The organism is Terrabacter sp. Ter38 (assembly GCF_024519435.1).
In the GTDB taxonomy this organism is placed as follows: Bacteria; Actinomycetota; Actinomycetes; order Actinomycetales; family Dermatophilaceae; genus Terrabacter.
The window spans coordinates 102,354-114,940 of sequence record NZ_JALJRZ010000011.1; the positions used below are offsets into that span (position 1 = coordinate 102,354).

Annotated in this window: 12 protein-coding genes; 8 read left to right on the forward strand and 4 right to left on the reverse strand. The window is 73.0% G+C overall.

Annotated features, from left to right (window positions below; genetic code table 11):
- The first annotated feature begins 41 nt into the window (after positions 1–41).
- On the forward strand, positions 42–680 hold the full coding sequence (locus NR112_RS19385; RefSeq protein ID WP_256795928.1) for a hypothetical protein: 639 nt from the start codon (positions 42–44) through the stop codon (positions 678–680).
- Here the strand turns inward: NR112_RS19385 and NR112_RS19390 are convergent.
- Both NR112_RS19390 and NR112_RS19395 read right to left on the reverse strand, forming a co-directional pair.
- Positions 634–1,632, reverse strand: coding sequence for a phosphotransferase (locus NR112_RS19390; protein WP_256795929.1), 999 nt, complete (start codon positions 1,630–1,632; stop codon positions 634–636). The genes NR112_RS19385 and NR112_RS19390 overlap by 47 nt on opposite strands.
- A 24-nt stretch (positions 1,633–1,656) precedes the next feature.
- Positions 1,657–2,637: a DUF389 domain-containing protein gene (locus tag NR112_RS19395; RefSeq protein WP_256795930.1), complete on the reverse strand. Its 981-nt coding sequence runs from the start codon at positions 2,635–2,637 to the stop codon at positions 1,657–1,659.
- An 86-nt stretch (positions 2,638–2,723) separates the two neighbouring features.
- Between NR112_RS19395 and NR112_RS19400 the strand changes: the two genes are divergently transcribed.
- From NR112_RS19400 to NR112_RS19415, 4 genes are read left to right on the forward strand one after another with little or no spacing between them, the layout of a single operon-like run.
- On the forward strand, positions 2,724–3,107 hold the full coding sequence (locus NR112_RS19400; RefSeq protein WP_256795931.1) for a helix-turn-helix transcriptional regulator: 384 nt from the start codon (positions 2,724–2,726) through the stop codon (positions 3,105–3,107).
- A complete protein-coding gene (locus NR112_RS19405; protein ID WP_256795932.1) occupies positions 3,104–4,027 on the forward strand; it encodes a cation diffusion facilitator family transporter in 924 nt (307 codons plus the stop codon). Before NR112_RS19400 ends, NR112_RS19405 begins: the two co-directional genes overlap by 4 nt.
- The gene (locus NR112_RS19410; protein WP_256795933.1) at positions 4,024–4,656 is read left to right on the forward strand and encodes a cation diffusion facilitator family transporter; all 633 of its coding nucleotides are present in this window, start codon (positions 4,024–4,026) and stop codon (positions 4,654–4,656) included. The genes NR112_RS19405 and NR112_RS19410 overlap by 4 nt, the downstream gene beginning before the upstream one ends.
- Before the next feature lie 60 nt (positions 4,657–4,716).
- Entirely contained in the window at positions 4,717–5,907 is a 1,191-nt protein-coding gene (locus NR112_RS19415) for an MFS transporter (RefSeq protein WP_256795934.1), read from the forward strand.
- On the opposite strand, the gene NR112_RS19420 is transcribed toward NR112_RS19415, so the two are convergent.
- Positions 5,870–7,336, reverse strand: coding sequence for a PLP-dependent aminotransferase family protein (locus tag NR112_RS19420; protein WP_256795935.1), 1,467 nt, complete (start codon positions 7,334–7,336; stop codon positions 5,870–5,872). The genes NR112_RS19415 and NR112_RS19420 overlap by 38 nt on opposite strands.
- An 80-nt stretch (positions 7,337–7,416) precedes the next feature.
- On the opposite strand from NR112_RS19420, the gene NR112_RS19425 reads away from it, so the two are divergent.
- Both NR112_RS19425 and NR112_RS19430 read left to right on the forward strand, forming a co-directional pair.
- Complete coding sequence (locus NR112_RS19425; protein WP_256795936.1) at positions 7,417–8,769, forward strand: APC family permease; 1,353 nt, start codon at positions 7,417–7,419, stop codon at positions 8,767–8,769.
- Positions 8,770–8,837: 68 nt separating this feature from the next.
- Positions 8,838–10,757, forward strand: a complete 1,920-nt coding sequence (locus tag NR112_RS19430) for an amino acid transporter (protein WP_374513236.1) — start codon at positions 8,838–8,840, stop codon at positions 10,755–10,757.
- A gap of 17 nt (positions 10,758–10,774) precedes the next feature.
- Here the strand turns inward: NR112_RS19430 and NR112_RS19435 are convergent, their stop codons facing one another.
- Positions 10,775–11,308 carry a GNAT family N-acetyltransferase gene (locus tag NR112_RS19435; protein ID WP_256795938.1) on the reverse strand — a complete coding sequence of 178 codons (534 nt, stop codon included), beginning with the start codon at positions 11,306–11,308 and terminating at the stop codon, positions 10,775–10,777.
- A gap of 231 nt (positions 11,309–11,539) precedes the next feature.
- Between NR112_RS19435 and NR112_RS19440 the strand changes: the two genes are divergently transcribed.
- Positions 11,540–12,577: a GTP pyrophosphokinase family protein gene (locus tag NR112_RS19440; protein ID WP_306217457.1), complete on the forward strand. Its 1,038-nt coding sequence runs from the start codon at positions 11,540–11,542 to the stop codon at positions 12,575–12,577.
- The last annotated feature ends 10 nt before the right edge of the window (positions 12,578–12,587 follow it).

Sequence of the window (12,587 nt, forward strand, 5' to 3'; positions counted from 1 at the left end):
GACAATCGACCCACGGTCCACGTCGAGCACGGGAGGCGAGGGTGCGCCGAGGCACGGTCGCCGCAACGCTGGCGCTGTCGGCTGCGCTCGTGCTCGCAGGCTGCTCGTCCGGCAAGCCCGAGATCGACCTCAGCCAGGTGGCCGGCTCCACGGGCACGCCGGTGCCGACCGAGACGGTGACGGTGACGGAGATCGACACGAGGACCGTCACCGCGACGACGACGGTCGTGACGACGGCGACGGTCGTGGCCACGCCGACGGTCACCGTCACGGCGCTCCCGCGACCGAGCCTGACGACGAGCACCGTCTTCAACCGGCCCGCTGCGCTGGCTGACTACTCGAACCTCGTCGTCGACGTGCGGCTGCTCGACCGGATGCCGTTGTCCGGCAACGCCGCGGCGCTCCAGCTCGACCTCATGGCCCAGCACCTCGAACGGCTCGGTGCGAACGGACCGCCGCCGGGGCTGGACGCGCCCAGCTACTACGGCCGGCTGGCGTCGCTCGGACTCTTCGCCCGCGCCGCCTCCGGCGAGGCGACGGCAGGCTCGCCGGTGGCCCAGAGCAGATATGCGGTCATCCGTCAGGAGACCGGCATCCTGCTCTCGCTCGTCAACGGCGCGCTGACGACGACGTTCACGCTGCCGACGGCCGCGCCGCGACCGACGACAACGACTCCGTGAAGCCGAGCCAGGCGATCTCGCCGTCGGCGTCGTCCGGATGGGGTCGAGCGAACCAGGCGGCATAGAGCGCGACCTCGGTGAGGTCCCACCGCAGCGCCTGAGCGCGGAGATGGTCGGTCGTGAGGGCTCGACCGGTCAGCGCGGCGTAGTCGGTGAGCACCTCGTCGGCGAGGACACCCTCGGCGCCCGCGACGTGCCAGAGGTCGCGGGCCGCGGGCGCGAGCAGGGCGGTGTCCCAGTCGACGACGTGGAGACCGTCGGCGTCGGACAGGACGTTGCGCCAGTGCGGCTCTCCGTGGGTGATGACCCAGGAGTCGCGCTCGGCGTGGTCCCGGACGGCCCGCTCGTCCCAGTCGAGGAGGGCGTGCCGCACTGCCTCCGCGTGCTCGGCCAGGGCGTCCCGGGCGGGGGCTCCGTAGGGGCCGGCGCCGGGCGGCAGGTCGGCCGTCAGGGCCTGGTCGAGGAGCGCCCGCTCGGGCAGCGCCAGGTCGTCGGTACCGGCGACGCCGACGGCACGCGGGGTGGCCGCGTGCAGCCGCGCGAGCACCTCGGTCACGGCGAGCCGGTCGGCCGACGTCTGCTCGGAGGGCGACGGCAGGCGCGGCGCGTCGAGCCACGGGGTCATCGACACCCAGCGGTGCCGGCTCAGCTCGAAGGGGACCGCCCCGTCGCGCGCCGGGACGGGAGCGACGACGAAGTCCAGCCCGGAGTCGGCGAGGGCCCGGGCGGTGCGGAACGCCGAGGTGAGGGCGGCGCCGCGCTCGAGGTCGGCTCCGGCGCCGGCGTAGTCGTCGAGCGTGACGAACCAGCGGCTGTTGTCGAGCGCGTCGACCCTCCAGTGGTGGCTGCCGAAACCGACTGGCGCATAGGTGATCTCACGGACATCCAGGGCCCACATCTCGCGCAGGGCCGCGGCGATCAGGTCGGTGGAGAAGTCCGCGGGCGGCGTCATCACGGCGTCATCACGGGCTCGACGCTAGCGGGGCGGTGGGGGCTCCGCATGGATCCGGCGGCTCAGCCTCGAGTGCGACCGCGGTGCCGGCACCCGTGACCACACGGCGTCCTGGAGCGCGAGGGTGAGCCAGCCGGCGAGCGCCATGCCGACGATGTTGACGACGAGCTGGAGGCCGCTGCCGCGCACCTCGTCCCACGCCCCGAAGGCCAGCCCGAGCGCGACGTTGCCGGCCGCCGGGATTGTCGTCACCGAGATGAACACGCCACTGAGACCGCCGAGCTTGGCCGACGTCAGGGACAGCACGCCGGCGGCAGCGGCGAGGACGGCGACGATGAACGACCACTTGTCGGGCGAGTAGATGAAGTCGGTGGCCGGCCGGTCGCCGGAGATGTCGTCGAGGGTGATCCAGCCGAGGGCCCGACCGGCGAGACCGGCGAGGCACGTGACGGCGATGGCCACGACGAAGCCGACGACGAGCGCGCGGGCGGCGACCGCGAGCAGGAGCGGCCGTCGTCGCACGAGCGCTACGCCGAGGGCGGCGATCGCCCCGAACTCGGGACCGAGCACCATCGCCCCGATGACGAGGATCTGCGAGTCGAGGACGATCGCGATGCCGGCGATGAGGGTGGCGAGCGACATGAAGGACAGGAAGGTCCAGTTCAGCTCGCTGTCGTCGTAGGAACGCTGGGCGACCTGGGCCCAGACGACGGCGTCGGCGCTGCTCCCGGGCGTCTCCTCGTCGGCCTCGAAGCCGGCGCGCGAGACCCATGTCGTGACCGGCTCGATCTGGAGGGTCCCACCCTGGTGGACCCCGAGATCCCGAAGCCGGTCGACGATGACGTTGGCCCCCTCCCGGGCGACGTCGGCGTGCACGACGTCGCCCGCCGGGCGTACGGCCGCGCCGCGCAGGACGGACAGCGTGCTCACGGCGCTCGAGTCGGCAAGCACCGCGGTGACCTGCTCGGTCAGCTCGCTCGGGACGGTGACCGTCAGTCTCAGCATGTCGGACAGTCTGCCGCCAGGTTGACGGCGGAGGGCACGTGCCACGACAGTGACATCTGATCATCCGAACAGATGAGAGGGACGACATGAGCACCGTCACCGGCCTCGACGGCTGCGCCGCACCGTGCGTGCACCCCGAGAAGGTCGCCCTGGCCACCGACAACGCGCCGGGCGTCGAGGAGCTCACGCGCGTCACGAGCGTCTTCAAGCTGCTCGGCGACCCGACCAGGGCCCGGCTGCTCTACGCACTCCTCGAGGCCGGCGAGCTCTGCGTCTGCGACCTCGCGGCCGCGACCGGCACCGCCGAGACCACGGTCTCGCAGGCCCTGAGGCTGCTGCGCGCCTCGGCGGTCGTCACGGGTCGGCGCGAGGGCCGCAACATCTACTACCGGCTCTCCGACGCCCACGTCCGCCTGCTCCTCGACGTCACGCGTGAGCACGCCCTGCACGACGGCGAGCGCCACCGGTGAGCCACGGGCACGGACACGGGCCGCCGCAGGGCGCCGCTGCGGTCCACGCCGGTGGACGCCACCGGTGGCGGCTCGCCGTCGCCTTCGGCCTCGTCGCGGCCTTCTTCTGCGTCGAGCTCGCGGCCGGCCTCGCGTCCGGCTCCCTCGCCCTCCTCTCTGACGCGGGCCACATGGCCGCCGACGTCGTGACCCTGGGCGCCGCACTCGTCGCCACGCGCATCGCGACGCGCACCGACACGACCGGGCGACGCACGTTCGGCTCCTACCGTGCCGAGGTGTTCGCGTCCGGCCTCGCCGTGCTGCTCATGCTCGGCGTCTCCGTCTACATCGCCGTCGAGGCGCTCAGGCGCATCGGCTCGAGCCCCGAGATCGCCTCGGGCACCATGCTCGTCGTCGGTGCGATCGGTCTCCTCGTCAACGTCGTCGCCCTCCTCCTGCTGCGCGGTGGCGCCGGGGAGAGCCTCAACGTCCGAGGCGCCTACCTCGAGGTCGTCGCCGACACCGTCGGCTCGGTGGGCGTCATCGCGGCCGCGATCCTCGTCGGGGCGACCGGGAGCGCGTGGTGGGACACCGTCGTCGCGCTCGCCATCGCCGTCTTCGTCGCCGTGCGCGCCGTCGGCCTCGGGCGCGAGGTCGTGGCGGTCCTCGGCCAGCACGCCCCCACGGGGCTCGAGCCCACCGACCTGCTGTCGGCCCTCGGCGAGGTGCCGGGAGTCACCGAGGTGCACGACCTCCACGTCTGGACGCTGACGTCCGGCATGGACGTCGCGACCGCGCACCTCGTGACGACCCGTGCCGACGCGGCGCCGGAGGTGCTCGAGGCCGCGAGCGCCATGCTGCGCGACCGCTTCCACGTCGCGCACGCGACCCTCCAGGTCGAGACGACCGACCGGTCCGAGTGCCGTGGGGCCGACTGGTGAGCACATCACCCCTTCCCGTCTTCTCACTCCTTCCGCCCTCGCGGCGGGCGGCGCTCGTGCGCCGGGCCCGGCTGCTGGCCGGCGCGTCGGTCGCGTACAACGTCGTCGAGGCCGTCGTCGCGATCGGCTCCGGTCGCATCGCCGGCTCCGCCGCGCTCGTCGGCTTCGGGCTCGACTCCACGGTCGAGGTGATGAGCGGGCTCGTCATCCTCTGGCAGTTCGGCCACCCCGTGCCGGAGGAGCGCGAGCACCTGGCCCGTCGCCTCATCGCCGTCTCCTTCTTCGCCCTGGCGGCCTACGTCACCGTCGAGTCGGTGCGCGCCGTCGTGACCCGCGAGCAGCCCGACACCTCGGTCGTCGGCATCGCGCTCGCCGCCCTGTCTCTCGTCGTCATGCCCCTGCTCTCGCGGTGGCAGCGACGCACCGGCCGCGAGCTCGGGTCGGGGGCGGTCGTCGCCGACGGCACCCAGACGCTGCTCTGCACCTACCTCTCGGCCGTGCTCCTCGTCGGCCTGCTCGCCGATGCTCTCCTCGGCTGGTGGTGGCTCGATGCCGTCGCCGCGCTCGTCATCGCCGCTGTCGCGGTGCGCGAGGGACGCTCGAACTGGCGCGGCGACGCCTGCTGCTGACGCGCGGAACCACGGCATGCGTCTTGACGGCGGGTCCGGCGACCGACAGTGTGACCCACCGTGACACTTCGGGCCGAGTCCTCCCCCCTGCTGCGGGCACGCCTCGCCGCCGGCACCGCCTTCTTCGTCCAGGGCCTGCTCTTCATCTCGCTGACGACCCGCCTGCCGCAGGTGCAGGAGAAGTGGTCGCTCGACGAGCTCGCCGTCAGCGGCCTCCTCCTCATGGTCGTGCTGCTCGCGGGCGTCGGCTCGGTCATCGCCGAGGTCGTCTCGGCCCGCTCGTCGAGCGCCATGGTCGTTCGCGTGGGGCTCGTCGTCGCGACGGTCGGCTTCGCGGTGCTGCTCGTCGCGCCGGCCTTCGGGGTCTTCGTCGCGGGCCTCGCGGCCTACGGGCTCGCCCTCGGGCTCGTCGACGCGTCGTCGAACATGCAGGCCGTCACCGTCGAGCACCTCTACCGCCGCCCCATCCTGCCCTCCTTCCACGCCTTCTGGACCGCCGGCGGCATCCTCGGGACCCTCGTCACCCTGGCGACGTCGGGCGTCGACCTCGGCCCGGCCCTGCTGCCGCTGCTCGTCCTCCCCGTCGCAGCCCTGGCCGCGCCCTACGTCCGTCGCGACCGCCCCGCCGAGACCGACGCGACCCTCGACGTGCCGTGGCGGCGGATCGCCCTCCTCGGGGTCGCGATGGTGCTCTTCTACATGGTCGACACCGCCGCCACGACGTGGGGACCGGTCTACCTCGACGGCACGCTCGACGCGCCGACGGGGCTCACCGCGCTCGCCACGCTCCCCTACCTCGTCGCGACGCTCCTCGCCCGCACTGTCGGGGACGGCCTCGTCGACCGCCATGGAGCGGTCTGGCTGCTCCGCATCAGCGGCGTCGTCGCCTCCCTGTCGCTCGCGGTCATCGTCTTCGCGCCGACCTGGGTCGTGGCCGTCGTCGGCTTCACGGTCCTCGGTGGCGCCGTCGCGACCATCGCGCCGCTCAGCTTCTCCGCCGCCGGCGCCATCGCAGGGGGCGATGCCGACACTGCCGGCGAACGCATCGACAAGACCGACCAGGTCGTCGCCCGCTTCAACCAGTTCAACTACGTCGGCGCCCTGCTCGGCGCCGTGCTGACCGGCGCCGTCGGGTCGGACAACCTGCGCCTCGGCTTCGCCGTGCCGATGGTGCTGATCCTCGGGATCATCCCGCTCGCGACGCAGTTCGCGATCATCCGCCGTCGGGGCGTCCCGGCCGGCTCGAGCTGAGGACGCCCCGCAGCACGGTGAGTGCCGGGCCGATGCCCGTCAGGGGTATGCCGCCGACGCCGAAGGCGAGCCCGTGGCGCGCCCGCTGCTCCAGGTGTCGCACCGACAGGGGTTCGACGAAGACGCCTGCGGCCAGCGCCTGCTCGGCGATCGCGACGTCGTCGAGGTCCGGGTCGCGCAGCAGGGCACACACGTGCAGGCCCGCCGCCGACGGGATGACCTCGAGCCACTCGCCGAGGCCCTCGGTGCTGTCGAGCGCCTCGAGCAGCGCATCCCGTCGCGCGCGGTAGACCTTCGTCGCGCGTTTGACGTGGGCCGCGTGGTGCCCCTCGGAGAGGAAGTCGGCGAGCGCGCCGTGGGTCACGGCGTCGCCGTCCCAGACGGTGACGCGCTTGGCCTCGCGCAGGGCCGGCGTGAGCGTGGCGGGGGCGATGGCGTAGCCGACCCGGAGACCCGGCAGCAGCGACTTGGAGAACGACCCGACGTAGACCACGCGCCCGTCGCGGTCGAGGCTCTGGAGCGGCTCGAGCGGACGGTCGGCGAACCGGAACTCGCTGTCGTAGTCGTCCTCCACGATGACCGCCTCGTGCCGGACCGCCCACTCCAGCAGGGCGACCCGGCGCGCCCGGGACATGGCCACGCCGGTTGGGTGCTGGTGCGACGGGGTCACGTAGACGAGGCGGGCCGCGTCGGGCAGGGCGTCCACGACGATCCCCTCGCCGTCGACGGGCACCCCGCGGACGACGGCACGGTGCGTCGCGAAGAGGTGTGCCGCGGCGGTGTAGCCGGGGTCCTCGACGGCGACGGTGTCACCGGGCTCGACGAGCACCCGCGCGACGAGGTCGAGCGCCTGCTGCGCGCCGGCCGTGGTCACCACGTCGGCGCCGGAGGCCACGACGGACCGGGACACCCCGGCATACCTCGCGATCTCGCCCTCGAGACGGCTCCCACCGCGGTTCGCGCCCGGGTCGTCGTAGGTGCCGGCGGCCAGGCGGCCCCGGCGCAGTGTGCCGCTGACGAGCCGGCGCCACGTCGCGAGGGGGAAGAGCGAGTCGTCGGGCACCCCGACCGAGAAGTCGTGGACCGCCCCACCCGGGCCCGGCGCCGCCTCCGCGATGGTCGCCCACAGGGCCGTCGGCACGACGGCCCCGGCGCGAGCGCGACGCCCGGCCTCGCCCCCGGGAGGCACGCACCCGCTCGCGACGAAGGTCCCGGCACCGCGACGGGTCTCGAGCAGCTCCTCGGCGAGGAGCCGGTCGTAGGCCGCCGTGACCGTGCCTCGCGAGACGCTGAGGCTCGTCGCGAGGTCGCGGGAGGCGGGCACGCGGTCACCCCCGGCCAGGCGGCCGTCGAGCACGGCGGCGCGCAGCTGGGCGTAGATCTGGGCGGTGAGGTCGCCCGAGCCGGCGAGGGAGACGTGCAGGTCCATCTCGACAGTGTGGATTGGCTCAAACCATCTGGCAAGAAGTGGCACTTCTGACCGGTCCACTTCGGCGGAAGTCTGGAGCCATGGCGACGACCGCACGCATGACCCGGGCCACCCCGACCACGACCGGGAGCACGCTCACCGTCGCGCAGGGCGCGGCCCTCTCGGTGGGCGCCGTGCTCGGCACGGGCGTCATCACCCTGCCCGCCCTCGCCGCCGAGGTGGCCGGTCCGGCGTCGCTGCTCGCGTGGGCGGCACTCGTGCTCCTGTCGGTGCCGCTCGCGAGCACGTTCGCCGCGCTGGGCGCCCGGCACCCGGACGGCGGTGGCGTGTCGACGTACGTCCGTCGCGCTTTCGGGGATCGCGCGGCGGGCGCGGTCGGGTGGTGCTTCTACTTCGCCGTCCCCGTCGGGGCCCCGCCCGCCTCGATGATGGCCGGCGGCTACGTCGCAGACGTCGTGGGCGGGGGACGCACGACGACCGTCGTCGTGGCCGCCGCCCTGATCCTCGGCACCGGCCTGATGAACCTCGCCGGGCTGCGCTTCTCCGGCCGCGTGCAGCTCGGCCTCGCGACCGTGCTCGCCCTGCTCATGACCGCGACGATGGCCGTCGCCCTGCCGCACGCGAGCACGGCGTCCCTGACGCCCTTCGCGCCGAACGGGTGGGCCGCCACCGGCACGGCGGCAGCCGTGCTCGTCTGGGGCTTCGCCGGGTGGGAGGCCGTCGCCTCGCTGGCCGGTGACTACCGCGACCCGCGCCGCGACGTGCCGCGTGCCACGGGGATCGCCGTCGCGGTCGTCGGGGTGCTGTACCTCGGGCTCGCGACGACGAGCGTCCTCGTGCTGGGCCCTGCGACGGGCCACAGCCTGGCGCCGCTCTCGGACCTCATGGCGATCGCCCTCGGCGAGCAGGCCCGCGTCGTGACCGCCGTCGTGGCGGTGCTGCTCACGGTCGGGGCGATGAACGCCTACTACGCCGGCGCCTCGCGGCTGGGCGCGGCGCTGGCCCGCGAGGGTGCGCTGCCGCGATGGCTGGCGCAGGGCGGCGAGACCGGGGAGGTTCCACGCCGCAGCATCGCCCTCGTCACGGCCGGCTCGATGCTCTCGCTCGTCCTCGCCGTCCTGCTCGACCTCGGCCTCACCCCGCTCATGCTGCTCACGACGGGCTGCTTCACGCTCGTCTACGTGCTCGGCACGGCCTCCGCCCTGCGCCTGCTGCCCCGCGGCACCCGGGGCTGGTGGACCGCGCTCGTCGCCCACGCGTCCGTCGTCGTGCTGCTCGTCGTCAACGGCGTCCACGCGCTTTGGGCGCTCGGGCTCGTCGTCCTCTCGCTCGCCTACCAGTCCCGGTCGCGTCGGTCCCGGTCGCGTCGGGCGCGTCGGTCCCGGTCGCACCGGTCGCACCGGTCGCCTCGGTCGCCTCGGTCGCCTCGGTAGGGCGCTCCCAGCGCCGACCCCTAGACTTCGCCGCCGTGATCACACAGCGCGCGGAGCGCACACCCCTCATGCGGTGGTTCCTCGACGCCGAGGAGGCCGACCCGGGCGGCTACTACGAACGCGAGAACGAGGCCACGGCCCAGCACCACGTGCAGCCGTGGTGGCGCGTCATGTGCCTGACGGGTGTCGACTACTTCTCGACGCTGGGCTACCAGCCGGGCATCGCAGCCCTTGCCGCGGGCGCGCTGTCTCCCGTGGCGACGCTCGTCCTCGTGCTCATCACGCTCTTCGGAGCCCTCCCGATGTACCGCCGTGTCGCGGCGGAGAGCCCGCACGGCGACGGGAGCCTCTCGATGCTCGAGCGCCTCCTGTCCTACTGGCCGAGCAAGATCCTCGTGCTCGCTCTCCTCGGCTTCGTCGCGACCGGATTCATCATCACGATCACCCTCTCCGCCGCCGACGCGAGCGCGCACCTCATCGAGAACCCGTACCTCAAGTCGACCCTGACCGGCCGCCAGGTCGGGGTGACGCTGACGCTGCTCGTGTTCCTCGCCGGCATCTTCCTCAAGGGCTTCAAGGAGGCCATCGGGATCGCCGTCGTCCTCGTCGTGGCCTACCTCGGCCTGAGCTTCGTCGTCCTCGTGCGCGGCGCCGTCGAGATCGGCGACCACCCGACGGCGTTCAGCGACTGGATCACGGCGATGACCTCGGCCCACTCCGCGCCATTCGGGATCATCGGCGCATCCCTGCTCGTCTTCCCGGCCCTGGCGCTCGGGCTCTCCGGCTTCGAGACGGGGGTCGTCGTCATGCCGCTCGTCAAGGGCGACCCGACGGACACGCCGGAGAAGCCCGAGGGCCGCATCCGCAACGCCCGCAAGCTGCTGACGACCGCCGCCCTCATCATGAGCGTCCTGCTCATCGGCTCCTCGCTCGTCACCACCCTCCTCATCCCGGCCGACGCGTTCCAGCCGGGAGGGGGCGCCAACGGTCGCGCCCTGGCCTACCTCGCCCACGACCTGCTCGGAGAGGGCTTCGGCACGATCTACGACATCTCGACGATCGGCATCCTGTGGTTCGCCGGCGCCTCCGCCATGGCGGGTCTGCTCAACATCGTCCCGCGCTACCTGCCCCGCTACGGCATGGCGCCGGACTGGGCCCGGTCGACGCGGCCGCTCGTGCTCGTCCTGTCGTTCATCGCCGCCGTCGTGACGCTCGCCTTCGGCGCCAACGTCGACGAGCAGGCGGGGGCGTATGCCACCGGCGTGCTCGCGCTCATGACGTCCGCCGCGATCGCCGTCTTCCTCACCGAGCTGCGGCGCGGCCACCGCGCCGCGGCCGCCTTCTTCGCCGTCGTCAGCGCGATCTTCGTCTACACGATCACGATCACGATCGCGGAGCGCCCCGAGGGCCTCGTCATCGCCCTGATCTTCATCGCCCTCATCGTCGTCATCAGCGTCTGGTCGCGCATCGTGCGCTCGACCGAGCTGCGCGTGCAGCGAGTCGTCTACGACGACAGCGCGCGGGCGATCCTCGACGACGCCGCGCTCGGTCCACAGCCGTTGCGGTTCATCGCCAACAAGATCAACGCCGGCGATCGCGACGAGTACCGCGCGAAGTCCCTCGACGTGCGCATGCACAACCACCTCAACGCCCGGCAGGGCGCGATCTTCCTCGAGGTGGCGATCAGCGACGCGAGCGACTTCGCGACGACCGTGCACGTGGGGTCGGCCGTCGTCGGCGGCCACTACATCCTGCGCGCGACGGGCCCCTCGGTGCCCAACGTCCTCGCTGCGGTCCTGCTCGACGTCCGCGACCGCGTCAGCAAGCCGCCGCACATCTACTTCGAGTGGAGCGAGAAGGCGCCGGGGCAGAACGTGCTGCGCTTCCTGCTCGCCGGCGAGGGCGACATCCCGCCGCTGACGCACGAGATCATCCGCCGCGCCGAGCCCGACGCCGACCGTCGCCCGCAGGTGCACGTCGGCGGCTGAACGGGCCCACGGCATACCTAGGCGCGGTTGGCCCAGCGCTCCGGGGTGGTCCGGTAGACGCGCGACTCCCCCGCGTACCACTTCTCCATGACCCCGAGGTCGTCGAGCCCGAGGCGGCGGCACACGGCCTGCGACGGTTCGTTCGTCGTGTGGGTCAGGGCGTAGACCTCGGGCAGCCCGCCGTCCAACCCGTGCTGGATCACCGCGGTCGCAGCCTCCGTCGCATAGCCGTGACCCCACGAGTCGGGGTGCAGGTGCCAGCCCACCTCGACCTCTCCGTCGTCGGCGTTCGGCAGGGTCAGCAGGATGACGGAGCCGGCGACGACCCCGGTCTCGCGGACCTCGACGGCCCAGAAGCCGAGCGGTGTCGTCTCGCTGCGCTCGAGGTAGCGGTCGATGCGGGCGCGCGCCTCGTCGAGATCCTTCATGAGGACCGGCTCGCCGTCTCCGAGCCACTTCACGACCTCGATGCGGCTCTGGATGTCGAGCAGGCGCTCGGCCTCGTCGTGCGACCAGGGACGGATGGTGAGGCGGGCGGTCTCGAGGCGCATGGCGACACGCTCGCACCTGCCTGCCCCGTCCGTCCACGCCATTCCCTGTGCACCGGGTCATCACGTGACTCAGAGGACCGCACTGTGCGTTGAGTCACCGGGCAACCCGACGCACAGCGTCCGTGCCGGCACTGCGGCCCGGTGGGTTGGGGCGCCTCGGATCGCGAGGACCTCTGGTGGTTCCGTGACCACCGGTCGCCGCCCGTCCTGCGATCACGGCAGGATGGCGGCATGTTCGACAGCGATGGAGCAGCCGCGACCGACGAGGGGGGCGCCCCGCCCACCGAGACCAGCGAGGTGGCACAGGCGTACGCGGCGGTGCGCCCCGAGGTCGAGACCGCGACGGCGCTGTTCGTCGAGATGGTCACCGGCCTGCTCGACGAGGCCGGCATCAACTACCTCAGCGTGAGTGGCCGCACCAAGTCCGTGGCGTCCTTCGCCGCCAAGGCCGAGCGACGCCGCGACGGCCGGCTGCTCTACCCCGACCCGCTCGCCGACATCACCGACCAGATCGGCGTCCGCGTCATCACCTACGTCCACGACGACGTCGCCGCCGTCGCCGAGCTGCTGGCCGAGGAGCTCGCCGTCCTCGACGACCGCGACATGGGCCTCGAGACCGCACGATCGGGCCGCTTCGGCTACGCGAGCCGCCACCTGCTCGTCGCGGTCGACGCGAGCCGCACCGTCCCGCCCGCCTACGAGGCACTCCGCCGCCGCAGCGCGTCGGTGCAGATCCGCACGGTGCTCCAGCACGCGTGGGCCGAGTTCGAGCACGACATCCGCTACAAGGGCACCGTCCCCGAGGAGCACGCGCACGACCTGGACCGCCGCTTCACCCTCGCTGCCGGTCTCATCGAGCTCGCCGACCGCGAGTTCTCGGCCATCCGCGACCGGCTCCAGATGGCCCTCCCGGCCAGCCCGCCCGACGCCGTGGAGCAGGACTCCCGCATCAGCACGCAGGACCTCGCGAAGTTCCTCGCCTCGAAGTACGCCGACGCCGGCTGGTCGCGCACCGACCACTACACGTGGGTGTCCGGCCTGCTGCTCGAGCTCGGCATCACGTCGGTCGACGCGCTCGCCGAGGTCATCGCGCCCGTGGACGCGGCCGGCCTCATCGAGAGGATGGGCTACAAGTACCCGCCCGGCGCGGTGCGCCGGCTCGACGACGCGCTGCTCGCCACCTTCGGCACGCGCTACCTCGACCTCGAGGGCAACGCCCACCGCCGGGCCTCGCTCGAGGGTCGCCTCGAGCGCCTCGGGGGGAGCTGACCGAGCCTCC

Coding starts and splice junctions, on each gene's coding strand:
- NR112_RS19440 (WP_306217457.1), top strand. CDS start 11,540: ATGTTCGACAGCGATGGAGCAGCCGCGACCGACGAGGGGGGCGCCCCG.
- NR112_RS19400 (WP_256795931.1), top strand. CDS start 2,724: ATGAGCACCGTCACCGGCCTCGACGGCTGCGCCGCACCGTGCGTGCAC.
- NR112_RS19390 (WP_256795929.1), bottom strand. CDS start 1,632: ATGACGCCGCCCGCGGACTTCTCCACCGACCTGATCGCCGCGGCCCTG.
- NR112_RS19430 (WP_374513236.1), top strand. CDS start 8,838: ATGCGGTGGTTCCTCGACGCCGAGGAGGCCGACCCGGGCGGCTACTAC.
- NR112_RS19395 (WP_256795930.1), bottom strand. CDS start 2,637: ATGCTGAGACTGACGGTCACCGTCCCGAGCGAGCTGACCGAGCAGGTC.
- NR112_RS19420 (WP_256795935.1), bottom strand. CDS start 7,336: ATGGACCTGCACGTCTCCCTCGCCGGCTCGGGCGACCTCACCGCCCAG.
- NR112_RS19435 (WP_256795938.1), bottom strand. CDS start 11,308: ATGCGCCTCGAGACCGCCCGCCTCACCATCCGTCCCTGGTCGCACGAC.
- NR112_RS19425 (WP_256795936.1), top strand. CDS start 7,417: ATGGCGACGACCGCACGCATGACCCGGGCCACCCCGACCACGACCGGG.